The sequence below is a fragment of the Pseudomonas sp. GW821-FHT09C09 genome (assembly GCF_059418105.1).
Window position 1 is genome coordinate 565,421 of sequence record NZ_JBWKPF010000002.1, and the last position, 25,363, is coordinate 590,783.

A 25,363-nucleotide genomic window follows, 5' to 3' on the forward strand; every position below is an offset into this window, starting at 1 on the left:
CTACAGATCGAAACGATCCACGGCGCGACGCCGTTCATTGTCGTCGCGCACGTCGTAGTTGGCGGTCGTCTGGATATTGCTGTGGTGCGCAAGTTTCTGGGCGATCGACAGATCGTGCTCTTCGATCACCCGGGTAATGAACGAACGCCGGAAATCGTGGGGCATGATCTTCACCCCGACCTGAGTGCCGCGCTGGCGGGCGATGTAATAGATTGCATGCTTGGTGATGCGCTCGCGGGTGATGTGGCTGCCCCGGCGGATGCGGTTGAACAGAAACGTATCGTCGCTCTCGCCTTCCTTGAGCTCCGAGCGGCGAAACTCCAGCCAGGCATTGAGCTTGGCGAAGGCCCAGGCCGGCGCATATTTGATCAGTTGTTTGTTGCCCTTGGCGGTGACGCACAGGCTGCGTTCAGCGAAGTCCACCTGGTTCAGGTCCAGATCCACCGACTCGGATTTACGCATGCCGGTGCCGTACAACAGCGCAATCACCGCCGCATCCCGCAGCCCCTGCGGACGCGGATCGGCGGCGCAGACTTCCATCAATTCATGAATCAGCGTGCGCTTCAGGTTGCGCCCCTGAGACAGCCGCGTACCGGCAATCCCCTTGACCGAGCGCATCTTCAACAGGTGATCCTGGCTGATCAGGCTCATGCGCCAGGCTTCGTTCATGACGCCACGAATGGCGTTTACATAGAGTGAAGAGGTGTTGGGGGCGTAGTTATCGGCGCGCAATGCCGCGACTAACGCGACAACATCCTCGGGCTGCAGGGCGTGCCAGGGAATGTCCTCGACATTCATGTCTTCAAAGCCGAGGCGATCGGCGGCATCTTGTAAAACGTACCGCATGGTGAGTTGGCTGGAAGGTGCCAAACGTGCCAAATACAAGGACAAAGGGTTACTTGCGATAGATTCTGAAGAGGTAATGGATAAGCTGCTCAAACGAAAGGCCTTGAGTAAAAAACAGTCCAGCACAACAACTAACTACTGCAATGAACTTGATGTAAGGAAGAGTCTTGTAGTAGGACTTTTCCGATAAAGCCGCGGAAATCTGAACAGCGGCTGTATGAATTTGAGATAAACGATTCACCGACCGGTTTTTCATATTCCTTTCACAAAATCGGGAATAACCTTAGCTAGATAGGTCCTCAGTCGGTACCGCCCAACCTGCCGGGCAACGCCTGAAAAGTCAACCAACCCCCGACGTCATGCTTTCCAAGCAACTCGTTGATGCAAAACCTGTTTTTTGCGTCTACGCTGGGATTGGATCCGATGAACAGATGGATCTGTCCATTTTTTTCGCAATGAGGTGTCCATGAGTCAGGCGTTTCTCCCCTTCTCTCGCCCGAGTATCGGCGATGAAGAAATTGCGGCCGTCGAGCAGGTTCTGCGCTCGGGCTGGATCACCACCGGGCCGAAAAACCAGGCACTTGAAGAACAGTTCGCGCAGTACGTGGGATGCAAGCACGCCGTTGCACTGTCATCTGCCACCGGCGGCATGCACATCACCCTGCTGGCCCTGGGCATCGGTCCCGGCGATGAAGTCATCACGCCGTCGCAGACCTGGGTCTCCACCGCCAACATGATTTCCCTCCTGGGCGCCACGCCGGTGTTCGTCGATGTCGACCGCGACACCCTGATGACCGACGCCGCCCGTATCGAAGCCGCCATCACGCCACGCACCAAAGCCATCATTCCGGTGCACTACGCCGGTGCCGCGTTCGATCTGGATCCGCTGTACGCACTGGCGGACAAGCACGGCATCGCCGTCATCGAAGACGCTGCCCACGCCGCCGGCACCCGCTACAAGGGCCGCCACGTCGGCTCCCACGGCACCGCGATCTTCTCGTTCCACGCGATCAAGAACATGACTTGCGCCGAAGGCGCGATGTTCGTCACCCACGACGAAGCACTGGCCAGTCGCGTGCGCATGCTCAAGTTCCACGGTCTGGGCGTCGATGCCTACGACCGTCTGACCGGAGGCCGCAAACCGCAGGCCCAGGTCATTGAGCCGGGCTTCAAGTACAACCTGTCCGACATCAACGCCGCCATTGCCCTGGTGCAACTGGAGCGTCTGGACGCCATCAATGCCCGCCGCACCGAGCTGGCCGGTCAGTACCTGCAAAAGCTCGAAGGATTGCCGGTGCAGCCGCTGGCCGTGCCGCAGCAATACGCCCAGCAACACGCCTGGCACCTGTTCATCCTGCGCATCGACAGCGAGCGTTGCGGGATGGATCGCGAAACCTTCATGAAGGGATTGCAGGAGCAAGGCATCGGCACCGGCATCCATTTCATCGCAACCCACCTGCACACCTGGTACCGCCAGCGTGACCCTGACCTGTACCTGCCCAACACCGAATGGAACTCGGCGCGGCTGTGCTCGATTCCGCTGTTCCCCGACATGACCGACCAGGATCTGGATCGTGTTGTCGGCGCCATCGCCACTCTTATGGACAAACGCTCGTGAGACCTTACCCGATTAAATGCGTGTCGATCGTCATCCCGGTCTACAACGAACAGGACAGTCTGCCTGAGCTGCTTCGGCGCACAGAGGCGGCCTGCGCCCAACTCAAACATGACTACGAAATCGTGCTGGTCGACGACGGCAGCCGCGACGAGTCGGCCAACATGCTGGAAGAAGCCGCCGGACGCGAAAACAGCCCGTTCGTGGCGGTCATCCTCAACCGTAACTATGGCCAGCACGCCGCGATCATGGCCGGTTTCGAGCAGTGCAAGGGCGACGTGGTCATCACCATCGACGCTGACCTGCAGAACCCGCCGGAAGAAATTCCGCGTCTGGTGGCCGAAGCCGAAAAGGGTTACGACGTCGTCGGCACCGTGCGTGGCAACCGTCAGGATTCGGCCCTGCGCCGCTACCCGTCGAAGTTGATCAACCTCGCGGTGCAACGCTCCACCGGCGTGGCCATGAGCGACTACGGCTGCATGCTGCGCGCCTACCGCCGCACCATCATCGACGCCATGCTCGCCTGTCGTGAACGCAGCACGTTCATTCCGATCCTGGCCAACAGCTTCGCCCGCCACACCACCGAAATCGTCGTGGCCCACGCCGAGCGTGAGCACGGCGACTCGAAATACAGCCCGATGCGCCTGATCAACCTGATGTTCGATCTGGTCACCTGCATGACCACCACGCCGCTGCGTCTGCTGAGCATCGTCGGCTTCGCGATGGCAGGTCTGGGCGCACTGTTCGCCGTTGCGCTGATCGTCCTGCGCCTGGCGTTCGGTGCAGGCTGGGCCGGTGACGGCACGTTCGTACTGTTTGCGGTGCTGTTCGTGTTCACCGGTGGCCAATTCATCGGCATGGGTCTGCTGGGTGAATACCTGGGACGCATGTACAGCGACGTGCGCGCCCGCCCGCGCTTCTTCATTGAAAAGGTGTTGCGCAGCCAGCCGGCCTCCCCGGCACCTGCGGTCACCGTTGACGGCCTTACTTCCAATTCCACTTCCGATCAGGTTCTCTCATGAGTGCAAAAACTGTTGTCTTCGCTTACCACGATATTGGCTGCGCCGGCATTGAAGCCCTGCTTAACAGCGGCTACGACATTGCAGCAGTGTTCACTCACGCCGACGATCCGAAAGAAAACGCCTTCTACGCCTCGGTTGCACAGCTGTGCGCCAGCAAAGGCATCCCGGTCCATGCCCCGGAAGACGCCAATCACCCGCTGTGGATCGAGCGCATCGCCAAGCTCGACCCTGAGTACATTTTCTCGTTCTACTACCGCAACCTGCTGAGCGAACCGCTGCTGGCACTGGCCAAAAAAGGCGCGTTCAACCTGCACGGCTCGCTGCTGCCACGCTACCGTGGTCGCGCACCGGCCAACTGGGTGCTGGTCAACGGCGAAACCGAAACCGGCGTCACCCTGCACCGCATGGTCAAGCGCGCTGATGCCGGCGCTATCGTTGCCCAGCAACGTGTTGCCATCGAGCGCAGCGACACCGGTCTGACCCTGCACGCCAAACTGCGCACTGCCGCCAGCGACCTGCTGCGCGACACCCTGCCGAACATGCTGCAAGGCAAGATCACCGAAACCCCGCAAGACGAATCCAAGGCCACCGTATTCGGCCGTCGTACTCCGGCGGACGGCAAACTGGTCTGGGCCAAACCGGCCGAGCAACTGTTCAACCTGGTCCGCGCCGTGACCCGTCCGTACCCGGGCGCCTTCTGCGCCGTGGGCGAGCACAAGCTGATCGTCTGGAGCGCCGAAGTCGTCAAGGGCAACGAAGGTCAGGCCCCTGGCCGTGTGATCAGCGTCGATCCACTGCGCATTGCCTGCGGTGAAGACTCGCTGGTGATCAACGCCGGTCAGCGCAACGACAACGGTCTGTACCTGAGCGGCCCGCAACTGGCCAATGAACTGGGTCTGGTAGACGGCTCGCTGCTGCGCGGTGCCGAATCCGGCCGTGCGCCACGTCGCACCCGTGTGCTGATCCTGGGCGTCAACGGCTTCATCGGTAACCACCTGTCCGAGCGCCTGCTGCGTGACGACCGCTACGAAATCTACGGCCTGGACATCGGTTCCGACGCCATCGACCGTCTGCGCGACCACCCACGCTTCCACTTCGTCGAAGGCGATATCAGCATTCACTCCGAGTGGATCGAGTACCACATCAAGAAGTGCGACGTGGTCCTGCCGCTGGTGGCCATCGCCACGCCGATCGAATACACCCGCAACCCGCTGCGCGTATTCGAACTGGACTTCGAAGAGAACCTGAAACTGGTTCGCTACTGCGTCAAGTACAACAAGCGCGTGATCTTCCCGTCGACCTCGGAAGTCTATGGCATGTGCCAGGACAAGAACTTCGACGAAGACAGCTCCAACCTGATCGTCGGTCCGATCAACAAGCAGCGCTGGATCTACTCGGTTTCCAAGCAACTGCTGGACCGCGTGATCTGGGCTTACGGCGCCAAAGGCCTGAACTTCACCCTGTTCCGTCCGTTCAACTGGATGGGCCCGCGTCTGGACCGTCTGGACTCGGCCCGTATCGGCAGCTCCCGCGCCATCACCCAGCTGATCCTGAACCTGGTGGAAGGCACCCCGATCCGTCTGTTCGACGGCGGCGAGCAGAAGCGCTGCTTCACCGACATCGCCGACGGCGTCGAGGCGCTGGCCCGCATCATCGACAACGACAACGATGTCTGCAACGGCCAGATCATCAACATCGGCAACCCGGAAAACGAAGCCAGCATCCGTCAGTTGGGCGAAGAACTGCTGCGTCAGTTCGAAGCTCACCCGCTGCGCAGCAACTTCCCTCCGTTCGCCGGTTTCCGCGACGTGGAAAGCAAGGCGTTCTACGGTGCCGGTTACCAGGACGTGGAACACCGCAAGCCAAGCATCGCCAACGCCAAGCGCCTGTTGAACTGGGAGCCGACCGTGGAAATGCGCGAGACCATCGGCAACACCCTGGACTTCTTCCTGCGTGAAGCCATGCTCGAAATCGCGGACAAGCGTTAATGCAGGCAGGTCTTCGTATCGATGTCGACACCTACCGAGGCACCCGTGAAGGGGTGCCCCGGTTGCTGGAAATCCTCGACGAAGCGCAGGTCAAGGCAACGTTTTTCTTCAGTGTCGGCCCGGACAACATGGGCCGACATCTGTGGCGCCTGATCCGCCCGCAATTCCTCTGGAAAATGCTGCGTTCCAACGCCGCCGGCCTGTACGGCTGGGACATCCTGCTGGCCGGGACCGCCTGGCCGGGCAAACCGATCGGTCGCGACCTCGGGCACCTGATGCGTCAGGCCCGGGACGCCGGCCATGAAGTCGGCCTGCACGCCTGGGATCACCACGGCTGGCAGGCCAATGCCGGCACCTGGAGCGACGCGCAACTGATCGAGCAGATCCGTCGCGGCGTCGACACCCTGAGCGACATCATCGGCGAGAAAATCCAGTGCTCGGCCGCCGCCGGATGGCGCGCGGACGAGCGCGTGGTCGAAGCCAAAGAAACCTTCGGTTTTCGCTATAACAGCGATTGCCGCGGGAATCGGCTGTTTCGACCACTGCTGGCCGATGGTTCAGTGGGTGCGCCGCAGATTCCGGTGGACATGCCGACCTTCGACGAGGTGGTCGGCCCGACCGTGGCGGCGAAGGACTTCAACGCCTTCATCCTTGACCGGTTTCGCCCGGACAACCTCAACAACTACACCATTCATGCCGAAGTAGAAGGGATTCTGATGGCCGACGATTTTCGCCGTTTGCTGGCCGATGCACGCCAGCGAGAAATCGAGTTCAAGCCTTTGGGCGATCTGTTGCCCGAGTTTCTCAACACATTGCCTGTGGGTCGTGTGCAGCGTGGCGTCCTCGAAGGCCGTGAAGGCTGGCTGGGAGTGCAAGGGGCATGAGCAAACGCTGGGCACTGCCGCTGCTGATCGGACTGTTTCTGCTGGCCTACCTGCTGCCGCTCGGCACCCATGGCCTGTGGATTCCCGATGAAACCCGTTACGCCCAGATCAGCCAGGACATGCTGCTGAGCGGCAACTGGGTGTCCCCGCATTTCATGGGCCTGCGTTATTTCGAGAAACCGATTGCCGGTTACTGGATGATTGCACTGGGCCAGGAACTGTTCGGGCAAAACCTGTTCGGCGTGCGTTTCGCCTCGGCCCTCAGCACCGGTTTGAGTGTGCTGCTGTGCTTCCTGGTCGCCCGTCGCCTGTGGAACGAGCCGCGCAAAAGCTTCATCTGCGCCCTCCTCTACATGAGCTTCACGGTGGTTGCCGGTCAGGCTGGTTATGCCAACCTCGATCCGCAATTCACCTTCTGGGTCAACCTGAGCCTCGTGGCCCTGTGGTTTGCCGTCGACAGCCGCAGCACTCGGCAACGCGTAATCAGTTGGGCTGTGTTGGGGCTGGCCTGCGGCATGGGGTTCATGACCAAGGGTTTTCTCGCCTGGCTGCTGCCGGTGCTGATCGCCCTGCCCTGGATGCTCTGGCAGAAACGCTGGCGTGAACTGCTGATCTACGGCCCGGTGGCGGTTGCCGTGGCGATCATCGTCAGCCTGCCGTGGGTGCTGGCCGTGCACAGTCAGGAACCGGATTACTGGCGGTTCTTCTTCTGGCACGAACACATCCGCCGCTTTGCCGGTGACGATGCCCAACACGACGCGCCATGGTGGTTCTACCTGCCATTGCTGGTTGCCTTCAGTCTGCCATGGGTCGGCATGCTGGTGCCGGCGTTCAAGCAAGCCTGGCAGACCCGTACCCAACCGGGCATTGCCTTCCTGCTGCTGTGGCTGGTGATGCCACTGGCGTTTTTCAGCACTGCCAACGGCAAACTGCCGACCTACATCCTGCCGTGCCTGCTGCCGCTGGCGCTGTTGCTGGGTCATGCCCTGGCCGACCGTCTGCGTCTGGAACAAGGCCGGGCCTTGAGCATCAACGGTTTGCTGAATCTGGTGCTGGGCGTGGTAACGCTGATCGCACTGGTCTATCTGCAACTGAAAAAGCCGGTGTACGACCATGAGCTGCACAGCATGGTGCTCGTGTTCATTGCCCTGATCGGCTGGATCATCGCCAACCTTGCGCAGGCGTTTCTGCCGCTGCAGTGCTGGGCCGCTCCGGCGCTCGGCAGTCTGCTGCTGATCGGCGTGCTGCCGGCCGCGCTGCCAAAGTCGGTGGTGGCCAACAAGACGCCGGACCAGTTCATCCTGCATCACCTCGACGAACTGTCCGGCACCACGCACCTGCTGAGCAACGATCTCGGTGCTGCTTCGGCACTGGCCTGGCGTCTGAAGCAACCCAAAGTGGCGTTGTACAACACCGTGGGCGAGCTGAAGTATGGTCTGAGCTATCCCGAAGGTGCGGAACAGCGGATCACCACCGATGAAGTCCAGCAGTGGGTACGCGATGCCCGCCGCACCGGCTCGGTCGGCGTGGTCATGCGGGTCAAGGGCGACGACGAGCTGCATGAAGTCGACCTGCTGCCCAAGGACGGCACCCGCTACGAGCAAGGCAACCTGGTGATCATCGTCCTGCCCAAGGATCCGTCATGAGCTGGTTGCTGTTGCTGACGGCGTGTCTGCTGACATGCCTGGGCCAGGTTGCACAGAAGTACGCGGTGGAGAGCTGGCGCGGTGTCGACTCGTCCTGGGCCGACAAACTGCGCTCGCCGTGGCTGTGGCTGGCGCTGTTCGCACTGGGTTCGGGCCTGCTGGTCTGGCTGCTGGTGTTGCAACGCCTTGAAGTGGGCATCGCTTACCCGATGCTCAGCCTCAACTTTGTGCTGATCACCTTGATCGCGCGTTTCGTGTTTCGCGAACCGATCGATCGCCAGCACTGGATCGGCGTGGCGCTGGTGATCGGCGGCGTGGCACTGCTGGGGCAACAGTCATGAGTCAGGGTCGCGGAATCGGCTTCGCCCTGGGCAGCGTTTTGCTGGTCAGTGGCGCCCAGCTGGGCATGCGCTGGAGCATGACGCGCCTGCCGCAGCCGGAACAATGGTTGTCAGCCCTGAGCAGCGGCAGCGTCGATCTGTCGGCGCTGGCGGTGGTGTTCACGGCCATTCTCGCCTACGCACTGTCGATGCTCTGCTGGCTCGCCGCCCTGCGCGACCTGCCGCTGGGCCGGGCCTATTCGCTGCTGAGCATCAGCTATGCGCTGGTGTACCTGTTGGCGGCCAGTCTGCCGCTGTTCAACGAATCCTTCAGTTTCACCAAATCACTGGGCGTGGCACTGGTCATGCTCGGTGTCATCACTATCAACACTCGTCCGGCACAAGCGCCCGATTTGAGGAGTGCTCCATGAAAATCACAGTATTTGGAAGCGGTTACGTCGGCCTGGTGCAAGCCGCGGTTCTGGCCGAGGTCGGCCATGATGTCGTGTGCATGGATATCGATCAGAAGAAGGTCGAACTGCTCAGCCAGGGTCACGTCAGAATCTTCGAACCGGGCCTGTCGAGCCTGGTCCGTGAAGGCCTGGATTCCGGTCGTCTGCACTTCACTTCCGATGAGAAAACCGCCGTGCTTCACGGTCGCGTCGCCTTCATTGCCGTGGGCACACCGTCCAGCGAAGATGGCTCGGCCGACCTGAAATACGTGCTGTCGGTGGGCGACGCCGTTGCCCGTCATCGCGAGCAACCGCTGATCCTGGTGGAAAAATCCACCGTACCGGTCGGAACTGGCGACACCCTGCGCGCCCATATCCAGGCCGCGCTGGACAAGGCCGGTCGCGCGCTGCAGTTCGATATCGTCTCCAACCCGGAATTCCTCAAGGAAGGTTCGGCGGTCTCCGACTGCCGTCGTCCGGACCGCATCGTCATCGGCTGCGAAGGCGATGAAGTGCGCGACGTGATGCGCGACCTGTACTCGCCGTTCAACCGCAACCATGACCGCATCATGTTCATGGACCTGCGCAGCGCCGAGCTGACCAAGTACGCCGCCAACTGCATGCTGGCGACCAAGATCAGCTTCATCAACCAGATCGCCGAACTGGCCGAACACCTGGGCGCCGACATCGAGTCGGTACGCCAGGGCATCGGCGCCGACACGCGCATCGGTTACCACTTCATTTACCCGGGCTGCGGCTACGGCGGCTCGTGCTTCCCCAAAGACATGCGCGCGCTGATCCACAGTGCCGAACAGGCCCATTGCTCCAGCGACCTGCTGCAAGCGGTCGAAGCGATCAACGAGCGTCAAAAGCACAAGCTGTTTGACCGCATCAATGCGTTCTACAAGGGTGATCTTCGCGGCAAGACCTTCGCCTTGTGGGGCCTGGCGTTCAAGCCGAACACCGACGACATGCGCGATGCGCCAAGCCGCGTTCTGCTTGATTCGCTGTTCGCCGCCGGCGCCAGCGTTCGCGCGTTCGACCCGGAAGCGATGCAGGAAACCCAGCATCTGTACCCGAACGAAGAAAAACTGATGCTGATGGGCACTCCTGAATCGGTGCTTGCCGGTTCCGACGCGCTGATCATCTGCACCGAATGGCAACAGTTCAAGGCGCCGGATTTCGACCTGATCCAGCAACGCCTCAAGGATCCGGTGATCTTCGACGGCCGCAACCTGTACGACGCCGACCGTCTGGCACGCAATGGCTTCAAGTACTTCCCGATCGGCCGTGGGGACTCGCGCAAGCTGCCGATCCCGCTGCAACAATGGCCTAACACTGCGGACGTCGCTTGATTACGTTGTCGCCTGCCATCCGCCGGCAGTCCCTGATCGCAGGGCTGCTGGCACTGTTGTTGTTTATCGCCGGGGTTTATGGACAGGCACCCATTGGCTTTGATTCACGCTTTGTGCTGTTTGCCCAGGAAATGCTGCGACACGGGCCGACGGTATTCCCGACCACCTACAGCCAGCCGTACGCCGATTATTCGGCGTTATCGACGTTGTTCATCTGGCTGTTGGCGTTGCCTTTCGGCGCGATCAATACCCTGACTGCGTGGTTGCCCAGCGCCATCGCCGGCGGGGTGATCGTGACGTTGATGTACCGCTTGCTCGCGGTGCATTCGCAACGCTGGGCATTGATCAGCATTGCGCTGCTGATGCTCACCAGTACGTTCATCACGGAAGTCCGCGCCGTGTCGCAAGACCTGATGCTGGCCGCCGTCGCGCTGTCGGTGTTCTACCTGGGTTACGCGCACGACCATTTCGGCTCCAGCCGACGCTGGCCGCTGATTTTCGTCCTGTTGTTGCTGGGTTTTGGCATTCGCGGGCCGATCGGGCTGGTGGTGCCGACCGGCATGCTCTGCAGCTATTACCTGCTCAATCGTCAGTGGACACGGCTGTTCGTGTTCGGTGTGCTGGCGTCGATCCTGCTCGCGGCGTGTGTCGGCCTGTTGTTGTGGCTGGCCAAGCTCAGCGGCGGCGAGGCTTTCCTGCAAGACGTGATCCGCATGCAGTTCATGGGGCGCATGGATGGCAGTGAAGGCGTCAGCGGTTCGCTGTACTACTTCACCAGTTCGCTGGGCAACTACGCACTGGCTTATCCGCTGGCCATTGTGGTGCTGGCGGCGGCGTGGCTGAGCAAACCGCATCAGCGCGGACCGGCCTTGTGCCTGGTGCAATACTGCGCGGCGGCCGGGTTGATCGTGATGATCGGTCTGTCGATTCCACAGGCGAAGAAGGCGCGTTACCTGCTGCCGATGTTGCCGATGGCCGCGATCATCGCCGCGTATCCGTTCCAGGTGGCTCACGGTCGGGTATTCGCCTGGTTGCGCGGGATCATTCAGGCCCTGTGGCTGCTGACGCCGCTGTTGCTGATCGTTGCCCTGCTGGTTGCGCGACGCAAGTTCCCGGAGCTGTTGACCGGTGTCATGCCGGTGCTGATCGTGCTGGGCCTGCTGCAACTGCTGGCGCTGTCCCGACTGTGGAAGCCGCGCTGGCGTGCCGAGGTGTTGGCACTTAGCGCCGTACTGGCGTTGTGGACGGTCTATGCCGCCGTGTTCGAGCCGGTGGAACGCGCACTCTACGACACCCGTTCTTTCAGTCGGGCGGCGTTCGCCCAGGTTCAACAGAATCCGGCCCCGCTGGTGCTGCACGGCATGGGCAAGGACGCCAAGGCGATCAAGTTCATGGTCAACGTCGAGCAGGACCTGCAACCGCAGTTCACCGAAACCGTTCAGCAACTGGAAGCACTCCAGGGGCCGGCCTGGCTGATCATGGACAGCAAGGATATGCAGTCACTGCAAGGCACACCGCTGGCCAGCCTGCAACCGGTACTGAGCGGTCGCTTCGACAAGAACGATTATGTGCTGTTGTACCTGAAACCCTTGTAGACCTCGCTGAAGGCTGCGATCTTGCGGAGCTTCCCAGGATCGCAGCCATCGGCAGTTCCCGCATGACATTTCTCATTCGCCCCGCCCGGCCCGCAGACGCGGCCACCCTCCCCGCCATCGAACGTTCGGCCGCTGAACTGTTTCGTCTGGATCCTGCACTGGCCTGGCTGGCCGACAGCGATGTACCCGACGCCGCGCAGCATTTGCAGGCCATCGAGCAAGGACATGTATGGATTGCAGAAAATACTGTCGGACAACTTGCCGGTTTTTTAAGGGCCGTTGAAATCGACAACCAGTTGCACGTTGAAGAGCTGTCCGTCAGCCAACATTTTCAGGGCCAGGGCATCGGTCGCAAGCTACTGTTGGGCGTGATTGAACACGCGCGACGGCAGCAACTTGAGGCCGTCACGCTGACCACTTTTCGCGACCTGCCGTGGAATGCGCCGTTTTATCAGCGAATGGGGTTTGTCGTACTGGACGACGAAAATATCGGAACTCATCTTGCCGAGGCCTTGCGCGACGAAATTGCCCACGGCCTTCCCGGTGAACGTCGCTGCGCCATGCGCCTGTCGCTTCCCTGATATCACGACCTCCTTGCGCACGCTTGACCGGTAACCGGCACGCGGTGAGGATGGCTACGCCGCTCGTATTCGAATCTGAAATAAGGACATTGATCTTTTCGTGGCCACTTACTCGCGCCTTATTCGCCGGCTGATGATCACCTCGTTGACCATCGTCATCAGCCGCGCCCTGATCAGCCCTCTGTTGACCCTGTTCCTGAGTAATAAACTAGGGCTCGACCCACAGGAAGTCGGTCTATTGCTGGGCATCGCGGTGTTCAGCGCCACGCTGCTGTCACTGTACGGCGGCTACATCATCGACCGCCTCGACAAACGTCGGTTGCTGATCCTGACTATGCTGTCGAGCGGCGTTGGCCTGATTCTGCTGACGTTCGCGCAGAACCTGTATCTGGTCACCCTGGTGCTGATCATCAGCGAAACCGCTTCGGCGCTGTTCCTGATTGGCTCCAAGGCGATCCTCAGTGAAAACCTGCCCGTCGGCCAACGGGTCAAAGCGTTCTCGTTGAATTACACCCTGACCAATATCGGCTATGCCATTGGCCCGATGATCGGCGTGGTGATTGCCGGCATCCAGCCCACCGCGCCGTTTATCGTTGCTGGCGCGATTGCCTGCGGCAGCATGTTTCTGCTGCTCGGCGTCTCGCGGGAAGCTGATCCGCAATCGTCGGGCAAACAGCCGCAGAGTTTCCTGGACACGCTGAGAATCCTCAAGAACGACCGCACGATGGTCCTGTTCACTTTGGGCTGCCTGCTCAGCACACTGGTTCACGGGCGGTTCACCCTGTACCTGTCGCAGTATCTGTTGGTCACCCACACCCAGCAGCAGACGCTCGACACCATGGCCGCTTTGCTCGCCTGCAATGCGATTACCGTCATCCTGCTGCAATACCAGATCGGTCGTCTGCTCAAGCGTGAACATCTGCGGCGCTGGATCGCCGGCGGCACAGCGTTGTTCATCGGCGGGCTGATCGGCTTCAGCATGGCCGACAGCCTCATCGGCTGGTGCGTAGCCATGTTCATCTTCACTCTGGGCGAAATGATCATCTATCCGGCAGATTTCCTGTTCGTCGACACCCTGGCCCCGGAAGCCTTGCGCGGCAGCTACTACGGCGCGCAGAACCTGGCGGCTCTGGGCGGCGCCTTGAGCCCGGTGATGTGTGGATTCCTGCTGATGCACACCCCGGCGCCGAGCATGTTCTATGCCTTGAGTGCACTGGCCGCGCTGGGTGGATACTTGTGCGTGGTCAGTGGCCGCCGAATTAAAACAGTTCAAAAATAATGCACTGAAGATGCATTTATATGAATTTGTCAGCATCGAGATTGCTTGGCACACTGTGCGCGTTCCTCCCCCAATAGTTGGAACGCTTCGAAGGACTTTCCGGGTTGACGGACAAGTCCTTTTTTTTGCCTCCGGTTTTCTTCAAAGGATCGCGTCTTCATGCTCGCTCGCTGGTTGCCCGCTGCCATCAACACTCGCCCCACCGAATGGAGCCGCGCCGCCATCGGCATGGCACTGGGAACGTTGTTCAGTGTTTGGGCGTGCAGTCAGGTGTTCGGCATCGAAGTGGCCTACCACCTGATCGGCCCGCTGGGTGCGTCGGCGGTGTTGCTGTTCGCCGTGTCCTCCGGCGCCCTCGCCCAGCCATGGTCGATCATTGGCGGTTATCTGTGTGCGGGCGTCGTCGCATTGCTGGTGGCCCATGTGCTCGGCCGAACCCTCGGCAGTGCCTGTCTGGCGGCGGGCATGGCGTTGATCCTGATGTGCTGGCTGCGCTGCCTGCACCCGCCGGCCGGCGCGGTGGCATTGACGATGGTGCTGGCCGATCCGACGACCATCGCGATGGACTGGAAAGCCCTGGAACCGGTGATGCTCAGCGCCGCGTGCATGCTGCTGGCCGCACTGGCCTACAACAACCTGACCCGCATCCGCTACCCGAAACGCCCCGCCGAACCTGCGCCGGCCGTGGCGCCGGTCGATTCTCAGGCCATCACGGCCGAGGATCTGAAATTGGCGCTGGCCGATATGGAGGCGTTTATCGACGTCACGCCAGAGGATCTCGAACAACTGATTCATGCCAGTGAGTTGCATGCCAAGCGGCGGAGCATTGGTAAAGTCTTCACCTGAAGGCCGCGTCCTCCTCAAAAGAGGAGACGGAACCGACATACAATTGCGCCCTTTCGTCCGCGTCCGACCAAAGGGAGCTCATTGACCTTGCCAAGTGGCGAGCAACAACTAGATTTCAAATCTGTACCGCACAGAGTTGTCTGCCTTTCACTTGGAAGTCTGGCCCGCAGTTATGTCCAGTAGCGATGACACCGGTAGTCTGGCTATGGAGAAACGCTCAACGTCGTTGAGAAGCGAGCTGGCTTTACGCTTTGATTGAAACGTTCCTTTCAGAAAACACCGCTTTTTTTTGCGTAACCTGTTGTCCGCCAAAATGCCCTGCCTGCATCAGACGGGTGTGTGTGTTTTTCGCCAGCTCCGCGAATCTGGTGGTTTTCGAACTCAGTGTTTCGAATTCTGCGAGAGGAACGTTTCATGAGCGATCCACTACTGCAATTACTGCAAACACCCCTTTTCGACCCCGGGAAGCGTCATAGTCTGTCACTGCGCGAATACATGGATCTGAATATCGATCGTATGCGCGCAATCATCGACAAGGGGCTCATGACCAATGACATGTGGCTGGGCCAGCGCGATCAGTCCGCTTTCAGATTGATGCTTGAACGAGCAGCGTTTATCGGCGCCTGGGACTATTCATTGCTTGCCTGCATTGTCGACCACTTCATTGCCGGCGATGCATTGTTTGCCCACGGCAGTCAGCCCCAGATCGCGCAATATCATCAGGAAATTTGCAAGCTGGACGCGGTTTACGCTTTTGGCTGCACAGAGATCGCCAGCGGCTCCGATGTCGGCAACCTGCAAACCACGATCACCTATGACCCGCACAACGATTGCCTGATTCTGAACTCTCCCACACCGCAGTCCTGCAAGTTCTGGATCGGCAACGCATTGCACGCAGCAGGGGTGGTCATGGTGCTGGGACGTCTTATCGTCAATGACGTGGACGAGGGGTTGCACTGGTTCCGGGTACGAATTCGCGAGAAAGAGAACGGTCTGCTCCTGCCTGGTGTCAGCGTTACCTCCTGCGATCCCAAGGGAGGCATCCACGCCAATCAAGTTGCCGGAATCCGATTTTCTGAAATGAAGCTATCGCCGGACTCGATGATGCAACGCTATGCCAGGTTATCTCCCGAAGGTGTTTTCACCAGTGAGGTTCCACGAAAGGAGCGCCTGACATGCGCGATGCAGACCTTCATTCAGGAGCGCCTTTTCCTTATCGCTGGCGCGCGTGGTGCCGCCAGTATGTGTGTTTATCTGACGTACCGTTTCGCTTGCCATCGTTTGGTCAGGACTGACGACAACAATCAACCTCTCCTGACCAGGCCGCTGTTTCGACAGAGACTTTATGTCGAGCAACTCAAAGTCTTGGCCTTGAGGTTGCTGGAGCAAGCAGTGCTGTCGCGATTCGAAGCGTGCTGGCATCAGCCGTCCCGCAGAACAGAGCTGCATATTCTCGCGGCCATCGTCAAAAGCACCGGCACATGGCTGGGACTTGAGGTCATGAGGGCATGCAGAGAACTTTGTGGTTCGCAGGGTTTTCACCATGACAATCAAATCATCACTTTGTGCATGGATCACGAGATCAGCAGCACCTTCGCAGGCGATAACAACGTGCTGTGCCGTCAGGTTGCCAGGGATGCGATAACCCGACCACGGTTTACCTCCCACAACATCGCCCAGCGAATTGAGACGTTGATTGTTGATCATTGCCGCAGCGCTGGTGATTTTTCTCATCGCCAGGCGGTGGTGCTCACCCACTCCCGCGCACTGGATCTGATACTCGAAGAGGGACGGCGCAATCAGCTCGTTTCATCCGGGACACTTCAGGATATCGTCCACATATTTTCTTCGAGGCTTTATCCATGGGGGCTATCCGATGCCGGCGACGAACTGGAACGGCACGCCACCGACGCTCAACTGCGCCTGATAAACGACCTGCTCACACCGCCGTCAGAGCTGGTCAGTGCCCCTATCGACAAAGTGAACTACGTGGAGCACTTCACAAAGCCGCTATATGAGGGGCAATGAAAATGAACACCCAATCACCGCCTGACTTTTCGAATCCCGACACGATTCAGGACCCTTACGCGGCCTACGGCTGGCTGCGGGAACATCAGCCAGTCTATTGGTGTGAACATTTGAATGCCTGGTTTCTGACCCGTTATCGCGATGTCTTCGCTGCACAGGCCGATTCCCGGCGATTCTCTTCAGACCGCATGCAACAACTGATCGACACCCGGGTGCCTGAAAGCAAGCGCACGCAGCTGACCGAATTCATCAAGTTGGCGTCCAGGTGGATGTATTCCCAGGATGGCGACACTCACAAGGCCAGCCGTCACTTGCTGGGCAATGCCTTTACACCGCGCTCCATCGAATCCTTGAGAAAAATCATTCAAGACATCACTGATCGAGAACTGTCCGGCCTGCACGGGCAAATCGATTTGAAGGCCGGGCTTTTCGACCGGATTCCAGCCCTGATTCTGGCCAGTCTGTACGGCTTGGAGGATGACGAGGCACTGAAGCTTCGCCGTTGGACACGAGACATCGTTATGTTTCTCGGCGGCAGCCAGGACGCAGGTCAAGGGCCGGATCAGGCTCTGGAAGGCATCAAGGAAATGTACGCCTTTTTCGCTGAGCTCATTGAACAACGGCGCAGGCAACCCAGGGATGATCTCGTGAGCCGGGTACTGGAGAGTGGCCAGAACAGCGCCGCCAGTCTTGATGAAGTGCTGGCACAGATCGTGTTCATTCTGGTGGCGGGCTACACCACCAGCGCAGACCAGTTGAGCCTCGGCCTGTTGCATTTGCTGAAGCATCCCGGACAACTCAAAACTCTGTTGGCAGACCCGACATTGATTGGCTCCTTCATTGAAGAAATGCTGCGCTTCGATCCTGCCGGCTCCCTGAGCCATCGGTTGCTGATGGAAGACGTCACCATCGATGACGTCACGATGAAAAAAGGACAGCTGGTTTACCTGATCCGGGCCTCCGCCAATCGTGATCCGGAAAAATTCCCCGATCCCGACAAATTCGACATTCGTCGTGCAAAGAACGAGCACCTGACGTTTGGAAGAGGTGAACATTTCTGCATGGGCACGGCGCTGTTCAGACTTGAGGCCGAGATTGTATTCAGCTCGCTGTTGAAACGCTTCCCCGACTTGCACCTCATTGCGCGGCGGCCTGCCACGTGGCGCAACAGCAACCTGCAGTTCCGAGGGTTGAAGACGCTTCCGGTCGATCTGGGACAGGAGTCTGAACCATGAAATTCAAACGTGTTTATTCCGGAGCACCTTGGGAACGCCTTGCCGGTTACTGCAGAGCCGTGAAGGCTGGTAACACTATTCTGGTCGGAGGTACGGTGGCATTTCGCAAGAACGGCAAGCCCTTCAAACCCGGCGATGCCTATGCCCAGACACGGCGATGTCTGAAAATCATCGAACAGGCGCTGAAGCAACTGGGTGAGGATCGTACCCGCATCATTGCCACGCGCATGTACACCACCAACATGGATCTCTTGCCAGAAATCGCGCGGGCACACAAAGAGTTCTTCGAAGGGTATCCACCGACGACAATGCTGCTGGAAGTCTCTCGACTGGTCAGCCCTGAATACGTTATCGAGATCGAGGCAGAGGCCCGTTCGGGCAAGGGCTGCGGCCGTGGATGAAACCTCGTTGACTGTAGAGGACGCCAGATCGGCGTTGCGTCAGGCGCAAGTGACCTGCGTTCATGATCTGGCGATTGAAAGCCAGGGCCGGTCACTGCCGCTGCGCCTTTACACGCCACCCGGCAAGGGGCCGTTTCCCGTGCTGGTTTTCTTCCACGGCGGTGGCTGGGTGACGGGAGACCTGGACACCCATGACGGGTTCTGTCGGTTGATGTGTGAGTGGGCCGGTTGCAAAGTGGTTGCCGTCGATTACGCCCGTCCTCCGGAACACGTGTTTCCGGCAGCTCTGGAAGACTGTTGGACAGCTTTCAAGTGGGTGACACGGCAAGGCGTCGGTTCCGGACTGGACACTTCAGCAATTGCAGTCGCAGGCGGTGGCTCAGGAGGCGGGATGGCCGCCGTTATCAGCCAGCGCGACGCTGAATGTGACAGACCACGTATCTGCTTTCAGTTGCTGCTTTATCCTTTGCTCGACTGCCACACGCGCCGTCGCTCCCATACAAAATTCACGCAAGGGCATGGGCTGACCACAGACATGCTCGAATGGTACCTCGGTCACTATCTACCGCCCGGAACATCGCGAGCCGATACCCGGTTATCGCCGTTGCTGGGCGACTCGCTGTGCCGACTGCCCCGGACATTGATCATCACCTGCGGACATGACGTTCTGCGTGATGAAGGCCGTGCCTACGCTGCACAACTGCGCAAAGCAGGTGTCACAGTCAAACACAAAGAGTTTTCGGGCATGCGCCACGGCTTCATGAACTATCCCGCCGCCCATGAAGAAGCCAGACGCGCCCTGCTGTTTTGCGCCCGGACCCTTCAGGCACAGTTCTGCGGCAAATGACGGCCGGGACTGGAATCAACGTCTGCAAGCGGCTTTCCGGGCCAAGCAAAAATGCAGACACCCCATGCACATATCCCCGTTGTACACGGCAAATTTGCACTGTTACGATCCGCTAACGCCCGCGCGCGGGCTTCTCGAATAAAGACAATAAAAGCAGGGAGTTAGTGATGACTGCTCAGGCTTCATCCCCGCGGACTTCGTCCATGGATGCCACGCAAAACGAAGTGCTGGCCGAGGTTCGCAATCACATCGGTCACCTGACCCTCAACCGCCCCGCCGGCCTCAATGCCCTGACCCTCGACATGGTGCGCCAGCTCCAGCAACACCTGGATGCCTGGGCCGCTGATGCCAATATCCACGCCGTCGTGCTGCGCGGTGCCGGTGAGAAAGCCTTCTGTGCCGGTGGCGACATTCGTTCCCTGTACGACAGCCATAAAAGCGGCGACACGCTGCACGAAGATTTCTTCGTCGAGGAATACGCCCTCGACCTGACGATCCACCACTACCGCAAACAGGTGCTGGCACTGATGGACGGCTTCGTTCTCGGCGGCGGCATGGGCCTGGTGCAAGGCGCCGACCTGCGGGTGGTCACCGAGAAGAGCCGTCTGGCGATGCCGGAAGTGGCCATCGGGTATTTCCCGGATGTGGGCGGCAGTTATTTCCTGCCGCGCATTCCCGGTGAGCTGGGGATTTACCTGGGCGTCAGCGGTGTACAGATTCGTGCGGCGGATGCGCTGTATTGCGGCCTCGCCGACTGGTATCTGGACAGCAGCAAACTCGGCACCCTCGACGAACAGCTCGATCACCTGGAGTGGCACGACACGCCGCTGAAAGACCTGCAAAACCTGCTGGCCCGCCACGCCGTGCAAACCCTGCCGGATGCGCCGCTGGAGGCCTTGCGCCCGGCCATCGACCACTTCTTCGCCTTGCCTGACGTGCCGAGCATCGTCGAGCAACTGCGCGCCGTGACCGTCGCCGACAGCCACGAATGGGCGACCACCACCGCCGACCTGCTGGAAACCCGTTCGCCGCTGGCCATGGGCGTGACCCTGGAAATGCTGCGTCGCGGCCGACACCTGAGCCTGGAACACTGCTTCGCCCTCGAACTGCATCTGGATCGCCAGTGGTTCGAACGCGGCGACCTGATCGAAGGCGTGCGCGCCCTGCTGATCGACAAAGACAAATCACCACGCTGGAACCCGCCGACCCTCGCCGCGCTGCACGCCGAGCGCGTCGCGAGTTTCTTCCACGGTTTCGAAGAGAGCGGGAGCTGAGCCATGCACGATCTCGAATTGAATGAAGACCAGGTAATGATCCGCGACATGGCCCGGGACTTTGCCCGTGGCGAAATCGCGCCCCACGCCCAGGCCTGGGAAAAGGCCGGCTGGATCGATGACGGTCTGGTGGCGAAGATGGGCGAACTCGGCCTGCTGGGCATGGTGGTGCCGGAAGAATGGGGCGGCACTTACGTCGACTACGTGGCCTATGCGCTGGCGGTGGAAGAGATTTCCGCCGGTGACGGCGCCACCGGCGCCTTCATGAGCATTCACAACTCGGTGGGCTGCGGCCCGGTGCTCAATTACGGCAGCGAAGAACAGAAACAGACCTGGCTGGCGGATCTGGCCAGCGGCGCAGTGATCGGCTGCTTCTGCCTGACCGAACCCCAGGCCGGCTCCGAAGCGCACAACCTGCGCACCCGCGCCGAGCTGCGCGACGGGCAATGGGTGATCAACGGCGCCAAGCAATTTGTCAGCAACGGCAAACGGGCAAAACTGGCGATTGTGTTTGCCGTCACCGATCCGGATCTGGGCAAGCGCGGTATCTCGGCGTTTCTGGTGCCGACCGATACGCCGGGTTTCATCGTCGACCGCACCGAACACAAGATGGGCATCCGCGCTTCCGACACCTGCGCCGTGACGCTGAACGATTGCCGTATTCCCGAGGCCAATCTGCTGGGTGAACGCGGCAAAGGCCTGGCCATTGCCCTGTCCAACCTTGAGGGCGGACGCATCGGCATTGCCGCGCAAGCACTGGGCATCGCCCGTGCAGCGTTTGAAGCGGCGCTGGGATACGCCCGCGATCGGGTGCAGTTCGGCAAGGCCATCGTCGAGCACCAGAGCATCGCTAATCTGCTGGCGGACATGCAGATGCAGATCAACGCGGCGCGGCTGATGATCCTGCACGCGGCGCGGTTGCGCACGGCGGGCAAACCCTGTCTGTCGGAGGCTTCGCAGGCCAAGCTGTTTGCATCGGAAATGGCTGAAAAGGTGTGCTCGTCAGCGATTCAGATTCATGGCGGGTATGGGTATCTGGAGGATTACCCGGTGGAGAAGTATTACCGGGATGCGCGGATTACCCAGATTTACGAGGGGTCCAGCGAGATTCAGCGGATGGTGATTGCTCGGGAGTTGAAAAACTACCAGCTCTAAAAGCATCGCCAGCAGGCTGGCTCCCACAGGGATTTGTGTAATCACAGATCCAATGTGGGAGCCAGCCTGCTGGCGATGGAAGCGCCGCGTTACTTGCCTTGGAACTCCGGCGGCCGTTTGGCAACAAACGCCGCCATCCCTTCCTTCTGATCCTGCGTCGCAAACGCCGCATGGAAAACCCGGCGCTCGAAGCGCACGCCTTCAGTCAGGTTAACCTCGAACGCGCGGTTGACGCTTTCCTTGACCATCATCGCAATCGGCAGCGACTTGCTGGCGATCACCGCCGCGACTTTCAGCGCTTCATCCAGCAACTCGTCGCTCGGCACGATGCGAGCGACGATGCCGCAACGCTCGGCTTCCACCGCGTCGATCAAACGCCCGCTCAGGCACATTTCCATGGCCTTGGCCTTGCCCACGGCGCGGGTCAGGCGCTGGGTGCCGCCCATGCCCGGCAGCACGCCGAGGTTGATTTCCGGCTGGCCGAATTTGGCGTTGTCGCCGGCCAGAATAAAGTCGCACATCAGCGCCAGTTCACAGCCGCCACCGAGGGCAAAACCGTTGACCGCTGCGATGATCGGCTTGCGCCGGTTGGCCACGCGGTCGCTGTCGCTGAACAGGTCGTCCATGTAGATCTGCGGGTAGGTCAGCTCGGCCATTTCCTTGATATCGGCGCCGGCAGCGAAGGCTTTCTTCGAACCGGTGATGACGATGCAACCAATGTTCGCGTCGGCTTCCAGACCATCAAGGGCGCGGTTCACTTCGCTGACCAGTTGCGCGTTCAGGGCATTCAGCGCCTGCGGGCGGTTCAGGGTGATGACGCCGACGCGGCCATGGGTTTCCAGCAAAATCGTTTCGTAACTCATGTACAGATTCCTTCTCAAAGATTGCGCGAAATGACCATGCGCTGAATGTCGCTGGTGCCTTCGTAGATCTGGCAGACCCGCACGTCGCGGTAGATGCGCTCCAGCGGGAAGTCGTTGAGGTAACCGTAACCGCCCAGGGTTTGCAAGGCCATGGAGCAGACCTTCTCGGCCATTTCCGAGGCGAAAAGCTTGGCCATCGACGCCTCGACCAGCGCGGGCTGACCGCTGTCGCGCAGGGCGGCGGCGTAATGCACCATCTGCCTCGCCACGGCGATCTGGGTGGCCATGTCCGCCAAGCGGAACGCCACAGCCTGATGCTCGATGATCGGCTTACCGAAGGTGTCACGCTCGCGGGCGTAATCACGGGCCGCTTCGAATGCGGCGCGGGCCATGCCCACCGATTGCGAAGCGATGCCGACACGACCGCCTTCGAGATTGGCCAGGGCGATCTTGTAGCCCTCTCCCTCCTCGCCCAAACGGTTGGCCACCGGCACTTTGACGTCTTCGAACAAAATCTGGCAGGTGTCCGAGGCGTGCTGGCCGAGTTTGTCTTCGACGCGAGCGACTTTGTAGCCCGGCGAGTCGGTCGGCACGATGAAGGCGCTGATCCCGCGCTTGCCGGCACTCGGGTCGGTGACCGCAAACACGATCACGATCCCGGCGTTCTGCCCGGAGGTGATGAACTGTTTGCAACCGTTGAGCACATAGTGATCGCCTTCCAGCCGTGCACGGGTTTTCAGGCTGCTGGCGTCGGAACCGGCCTGAGGTTCGGTCAACGCGAAGGCACCGAGCATCTCGCCGCTGGCCAGCGGTTTGAGGAAACGTTCGCGCTGGTCGTCGTTGCCGAACTTGAGGATCGGCACGCAACCCACCGAGTTGTGCACGCTCATGATCGTCGAGCAGGCGCCGTCGCCGGCGGCGATTTCTTCCAGGGCCATGGCGTAGGCCAGGTAACCGGTGTCGCAACCGCCCCACTGCTCCGGCACCAGCATGCCGAAGAAGCCCAGCCCGGCCATTTCGCCGATGGCTTCTTTCGGGAAGCGGTGCTCGCGATCCCATTCGGCGGCGAACGGTTTCAGCCGTTCCTCGGCAAACTGCCGGGCCATGTCGCGGATTTGTTGTTGGTCGTCATTGGGAATCATGGCAAATCCTTAACTCGGGTTCAGACGCACTCGACGGCCATCGCCGTGGCTTCGCCGCCGCCGATGCAGATCGCCGCGACGCCGCGTTTCAGGCCTTTCTGGCGCAGGGCCGAGAGCAAGGTCACCAGAATCCGCGCACCGGAGGCCCCGATCGGGTGACCGAGTGCACAAGCGCCGCCGTGGATGTTCAGCTTGTCGTGTGGGATTTCCAGATGGGTCATCGCCGCCATGCCGACCACGGCAAACGCTTCGTTGACCTCGAACAGATCGACCTGATCCAGCGACCAGCCGGTTTTCTTCATCAGCTTCTTGATCGCGCCAATCGGTGCCACCGGGAACAGGCCCGGGGTGTCGGCGAACGCTGCGTGGCCGTGAATCACCGCCAGCGGTTTCAGCCCCTGTTTCTGCGCTTGCGACTGACGCATCAGCACCAGTGCGGCGGCGCCGTCGGAGATCGAGCTGGAGTTGGCTGCGGTCACGGTGCCGCCCTCGCGGAACGCCGGTTTCAGCGAAGCAATCTTGTCCAGTTTGGCTTTTGGCGGCTGCTCGTCGTTGCTGATCACCACTTGTTCCTTGCCGACGGTCACGGTCAGCGGAACGATTTCGTCCTTGAAGCTGCCGTCCTTGATCGCCTGCTGGGCACGGGTGGTCGAGGCGATGGCGAAAGCGTCCTGAGCTTCGCGGCTGAAGTCGTTGGTTTCGGCGCAATCCTCGGCGAAGGTGCCCATCAGGCGACCCTTGTCGTAGGCGTCTTCGAGACCGTCGAGGAACATCGAGTCCAGCACCCGGCCGTGGCCCATGCGGTAACCGGCACGGGCGCGATCCAGCAGGTATGGCGAATTAGACATGCTTTCCATGCCGCCGGCGATCACTACGTCGGCGCTGCCGGCCAGCAACATGTCGTGGGCCAGAATCGTAGTTTCCATACCCGAGCCGCACATCTTGTTGACCGTGGTGCAACGGGTGGACTTATCCAGCCCGGCGCCCAGTGCAGCCTGACGCGCAGGCGCCTGGCCGAGACCGGCCGGCAGTACGCAGCCGAACAGCACTTCATCGACCGCATCAGCGGCGACACCGGCACGTTCAACCGCAGCTTTGATCGCGGCAGCGCCGAGTTGTGGCGCGGTCAGGCTTTTCAGTTCGCCCTGAAAACCGCCCATCGGGGTGCGGACGGCGCTGACGATGACAATCGGATCGTTGGAGATGGTCATGGGAAATCCTCCTTACTTGGCGGCCATGCGCAAGGCGCCGTCGAGACGGATCACCTCGCCGTTGAGCATGCTGTTTTCAATGATATGCCGCACCAGCGCGGCGTACTCGGCAGGCTTGCCCAGGCGCGGCGGGAACGGTACGCCGGCGGCCAGCGAATCGCGCACTTCCGGGGTCATGCCGGCCATCATCGGGGTTTCAAAAATGCCCGGAGCAATGGTCATCACGCGGATGCCGAAGCGCGCCAGTTCACGGGCGGCAGGCAGGGTCAGGCTGGCGATGGCGCCTTTGGACGCGGAATACGCGGCCTGACCGATCTGGCCGTCGAAAGCAGCCACGGACGCGGTATTGATGATCACGCCGCGTTCGCCGTCGGCGTTGGCTTCGCTTTCGGCAATCGCCGCCGCTGCCAGACGCAGCATGTTGAAGCTGCCGATCAGGTTGACGTTGATCACCTGGGCGAAGCTGGACAAGGCGTGCGGGCCGTTCTTGCCGAGGATCTTCTCGCCGCGAACGATGCCGGCGCAGTTCACCAGACCATTCAGGCTGCCAAAGGCTTTGACGGTCGCCTGTACAGCGGCTTCGGCGGCGGCTTCGTTGCTGATGTCGGCGACCACGCTCTGCGCACCGAGGCGCTGAGCCTGAGCGGCAACGGCCTCGGCGTTCATGTCCACCAGCATCACTTTGGCGCCGGCGCTCACCAGCAACTCAGCGGTGGCGGCACCCAGGCCGGATGCGCCGCCGGTGACGATAAAAACCTTGTTCTCGATCTGCATGACT

General features: G+C 60.5%; 23 protein-coding genes. 18 read left to right on the forward strand and 5 right to left on the reverse strand.

The annotated features are described in order from the left end of the window. On the reverse strand, positions 1-846 hold the full coding sequence (locus AC07NR_RS07560) for a site-specific integrase (protein WP_305832858.1): 846 nt from the start codon (positions 844-846) through the stop codon (positions 1-3). A 466-nt stretch (positions 847-1,312) separates the two neighbouring features. Here AC07NR_RS07560 and arnB point away from each other — a divergent pair, with 466 nt between their 5' ends. The 18 genes from arnB (at position 1,313) to AC07NR_RS07650 (ending at position 21,369) form a co-directional block, all read left to right on the forward strand. Then, on the forward strand, positions 1,313-2,464 hold the full coding sequence (gene arnB / locus AC07NR_RS07565; RefSeq protein ID WP_495078246.1) for a UDP-4-amino-4-deoxy-L-arabinose aminotransferase: 1,152 nt from the start codon (positions 1,313-1,315) through the stop codon (positions 2,462-2,464). Beyond that, positions 2,461-3,483, forward strand: coding sequence for an undecaprenyl-phosphate 4-deoxy-4-formamido-L-arabinose transferase (gene arnC / locus AC07NR_RS07570; RefSeq protein WP_114883231.1), 1,023 nt, complete (start codon positions 2,461-2,463; stop codon positions 3,481-3,483). The genes arnB and arnC overlap by 4 nt, the downstream gene beginning before the upstream one ends. After that, complete coding sequence (gene arnA, locus AC07NR_RS07575; RefSeq protein WP_085709967.1) at positions 3,480-5,471, forward strand: bifunctional UDP-4-amino-4-deoxy-L-arabinose formyltransferase/UDP-glucuronic acid oxidase ArnA; 1,992 nt, start codon at positions 3,480-3,482, stop codon at positions 5,469-5,471. The genes arnC and arnA overlap by 4 nt, the downstream gene beginning before the upstream one ends. Beyond that, complete coding sequence (gene arnD / locus AC07NR_RS07580) at positions 5,471-6,355, forward strand: 4-deoxy-4-formamido-L-arabinose-phosphoundecaprenol deformylase (RefSeq protein ID WP_085709968.1); 885 nt, start codon at positions 5,471-5,473, stop codon at positions 6,353-6,355. Before arnA ends, arnD begins: the two co-directional genes overlap by 1 nt. Beyond that, positions 6,352-8,001, forward strand: coding sequence for a lipid IV(A) 4-amino-4-deoxy-L-arabinosyltransferase (gene arnT, locus AC07NR_RS07585; protein ID WP_248739789.1), 1,650 nt, complete (start codon positions 6,352-6,354; stop codon positions 7,999-8,001). Before arnD ends, arnT begins: the two co-directional genes overlap by 4 nt. Next, positions 7,998-8,342, forward strand: coding sequence for a 4-amino-4-deoxy-L-arabinose-phosphoundecaprenol flippase subunit ArnE (arnE, locus tag AC07NR_RS07590; protein ID WP_065257283.1), 345 nt, complete (start codon positions 7,998-8,000; stop codon positions 8,340-8,342). The genes arnT and arnE overlap by 4 nt, the downstream gene beginning before the upstream one ends. Further along, the gene (gene arnF / locus AC07NR_RS07595; protein WP_248739790.1) at positions 8,339-8,752 is read left to right on the forward strand and encodes a 4-amino-4-deoxy-L-arabinose-phosphoundecaprenol flippase subunit ArnF; all 414 of its coding nucleotides are present in this window, start codon (positions 8,339-8,341) and stop codon (positions 8,750-8,752) included. Before arnE ends, arnF begins: the two co-directional genes overlap by 4 nt. Beyond that, the gene (locus AC07NR_RS07600; protein ID WP_495078247.1) at positions 8,749-10,128 is read left to right on the forward strand and encodes a UDP-glucose dehydrogenase family protein; all 1,380 of its coding nucleotides are present in this window, start codon (positions 8,749-8,751) and stop codon (positions 10,126-10,128) included. The genes arnF and AC07NR_RS07600 overlap by 4 nt, the downstream gene beginning before the upstream one ends. After that, positions 10,125-11,723, forward strand: a complete 1,599-nt coding sequence (locus AC07NR_RS07605) for an ArnT family glycosyltransferase (protein WP_495078248.1) — start codon at positions 10,125-10,127, stop codon at positions 11,721-11,723. Before AC07NR_RS07600 ends, AC07NR_RS07605 begins: the two co-directional genes overlap by 4 nt. Positions 11,724-11,785: 62 nt before the next feature. After that, positions 11,786-12,304, forward strand: a complete 519-nt coding sequence (locus AC07NR_RS07610; RefSeq protein WP_495078249.1) for a GNAT family N-acetyltransferase — start codon at positions 11,786-11,788, stop codon at positions 12,302-12,304. Positions 12,305-12,404: 100 nt separating this feature from the next. Further along, a complete protein-coding gene (locus tag AC07NR_RS07615; RefSeq protein ID WP_495078250.1) occupies positions 12,405-13,583 on the forward strand; it encodes an MFS transporter in 1,179 nt (392 codons plus the stop codon). Between the two features lie 159 nt (positions 13,584-13,742). Next, entirely contained in the window at positions 13,743-14,429 is a 687-nt protein-coding gene (locus AC07NR_RS07620) for an HPP family protein (RefSeq protein ID WP_495078251.1), read from the forward strand. Between the two features lie 414 nt (positions 14,430-14,843). Beyond that, a complete protein-coding gene (locus AC07NR_RS07625) occupies positions 14,844-16,457 on the forward strand; it encodes an acyl-CoA dehydrogenase family protein (protein ID WP_495078252.1) in 1,614 nt (537 codons plus the stop codon). Continuing rightward, entirely contained in the window at positions 16,454-17,692 is a 1,239-nt protein-coding gene (locus tag AC07NR_RS07630) for a cytochrome P450 (protein ID WP_495078253.1), read from the forward strand. The genes AC07NR_RS07625 and AC07NR_RS07630 overlap by 4 nt, the downstream gene beginning before the upstream one ends. Further along, positions 17,689-18,093: a RidA family protein gene (locus AC07NR_RS07635; RefSeq protein WP_495078254.1), complete on the forward strand. Its 405-nt coding sequence runs from the start codon at positions 17,689-17,691 to the stop codon at positions 18,091-18,093. The genes AC07NR_RS07630 and AC07NR_RS07635 overlap by 4 nt, the downstream gene beginning before the upstream one ends. A 34-nt stretch (positions 18,094-18,127) precedes the next feature. Further along, positions 18,128-18,940 carry an alpha/beta hydrolase gene (locus AC07NR_RS07640; protein WP_495078255.1) on the forward strand — a complete coding sequence of 271 codons (813 nt, stop codon included), beginning with the start codon at positions 18,128-18,130 and terminating at the stop codon, positions 18,938-18,940. A 167-nt stretch (positions 18,941-19,107) separates the two neighbouring features. Beyond that, the gene (locus tag AC07NR_RS07645; RefSeq protein ID WP_495078256.1) at positions 19,108-20,214 is read left to right on the forward strand and encodes an enoyl-CoA hydratase/isomerase family protein; all 1,107 of its coding nucleotides are present in this window, start codon (positions 19,108-19,110) and stop codon (positions 20,212-20,214) included. Between the two features lie 3 nt (positions 20,215-20,217). After that, complete coding sequence (locus AC07NR_RS07650) at positions 20,218-21,369, forward strand: acyl-CoA dehydrogenase family protein (protein ID WP_495078257.1); 1,152 nt, start codon at positions 20,218-20,220, stop codon at positions 21,367-21,369. Positions 21,370-21,458: 89 nt separating this feature from the next. On the opposite strand, the gene AC07NR_RS07655 is transcribed toward AC07NR_RS07650, so the two are convergent. Genes AC07NR_RS07655 through AC07NR_RS07670 form a run of 4 tightly spaced genes read right to left on the reverse strand, consistent with a single transcriptional unit; the run spans position 21,459 to position 25,359 of the window. Then, entirely contained in the window at positions 21,459-22,232 is a 774-nt protein-coding gene (locus tag AC07NR_RS07655) for an enoyl-CoA hydratase (protein ID WP_085709980.1), read from the reverse strand. Between the two features lie 14 nt (positions 22,233-22,246). Then, positions 22,247-23,374: an acyl-CoA dehydrogenase gene (locus tag AC07NR_RS07660; protein WP_011334278.1), complete on the reverse strand. Its 1,128-nt coding sequence runs from the start codon at positions 23,372-23,374 to the stop codon at positions 22,247-22,249. 20 nt (positions 23,375-23,394) lie between these two features. Then, complete coding sequence (locus tag AC07NR_RS07665) at positions 23,395-24,585, reverse strand: acetyl-CoA C-acyltransferase (protein WP_305832848.1); 1,191 nt, start codon at positions 24,583-24,585, stop codon at positions 23,395-23,397. A 12-nt stretch (positions 24,586-24,597) separates the two neighbouring features. Beyond that, a complete protein-coding gene (locus AC07NR_RS07670; RefSeq protein WP_007918867.1) occupies positions 24,598-25,359 on the reverse strand; it encodes an SDR family NAD(P)-dependent oxidoreductase in 762 nt (253 codons plus the stop codon). Positions 25,360-25,363: the final 4 nt, after the last annotated feature.

Coding starts and splice junctions, on each gene's coding strand:
- AC07NR_RS07560 (WP_305832858.1), bottom strand. CDS start 846: ATGCGGTACGTTTTACAAGATGCCGCCGATCGCCTCGGCTTTGAAGAC.
- arnB (WP_495078246.1), top strand. CDS start 1,313: ATGAGTCAGGCGTTTCTCCCCTTCTCTCGCCCGAGTATCGGCGATGAA.
- arnA (WP_085709967.1), top strand. CDS start 3,480: ATGAGTGCAAAAACTGTTGTCTTCGCTTACCACGATATTGGCTGCGCC.
- arnD (WP_085709968.1), top strand. CDS start 5,471: ATGCAGGCAGGTCTTCGTATCGATGTCGACACCTACCGAGGCACCCGT.
- arnT (WP_248739789.1), top strand. CDS start 6,352: ATGAGCAAACGCTGGGCACTGCCGCTGCTGATCGGACTGTTTCTGCTG.
- arnE (WP_065257283.1), top strand. CDS start 7,998: ATGAGCTGGTTGCTGTTGCTGACGGCGTGTCTGCTGACATGCCTGGGC.
- arnF (WP_248739790.1), top strand. CDS start 8,339: ATGAGTCAGGGTCGCGGAATCGGCTTCGCCCTGGGCAGCGTTTTGCTG.
- AC07NR_RS07600 (WP_495078247.1), top strand. CDS start 8,749: ATGAAAATCACAGTATTTGGAAGCGGTTACGTCGGCCTGGTGCAAGCC.
- AC07NR_RS07610 (WP_495078249.1), top strand. CDS start 11,786: ATGACATTTCTCATTCGCCCCGCCCGGCCCGCAGACGCGGCCACCCTC.
- AC07NR_RS07620 (WP_495078251.1), top strand. CDS start 13,743: ATGCTCGCTCGCTGGTTGCCCGCTGCCATCAACACTCGCCCCACCGAA.
- AC07NR_RS07625 (WP_495078252.1), top strand. CDS start 14,844: ATGAGCGATCCACTACTGCAATTACTGCAAACACCCCTTTTCGACCCC.
- AC07NR_RS07630 (WP_495078253.1), top strand. CDS start 16,454: ATGAAAATGAACACCCAATCACCGCCTGACTTTTCGAATCCCGACACG.
- AC07NR_RS07635 (WP_495078254.1), top strand. CDS start 17,689: ATGAAATTCAAACGTGTTTATTCCGGAGCACCTTGGGAACGCCTTGCC.
- AC07NR_RS07645 (WP_495078256.1), top strand. CDS start 19,108: ATGACTGCTCAGGCTTCATCCCCGCGGACTTCGTCCATGGATGCCACG.
- AC07NR_RS07650 (WP_495078257.1), top strand. CDS start 20,218: ATGCACGATCTCGAATTGAATGAAGACCAGGTAATGATCCGCGACATG.
- AC07NR_RS07655 (WP_085709980.1), bottom strand. CDS start 22,232: ATGAGTTACGAAACGATTTTGCTGGAAACCCATGGCCGCGTCGGCGTC.
- AC07NR_RS07660 (WP_011334278.1), bottom strand. CDS start 23,374: ATGATTCCCAATGACGACCAACAACAAATCCGCGACATGGCCCGGCAG.
- AC07NR_RS07665 (WP_305832848.1), bottom strand. CDS start 24,585: ATGACCATCTCCAACGATCCGATTGTCATCGTCAGCGCCGTCCGCACC.
- AC07NR_RS07670 (WP_007918867.1), bottom strand. CDS start 25,359: ATGCAGATCGAGAACAAGGTTTTTATCGTCACCGGCGGCGCATCCGGC.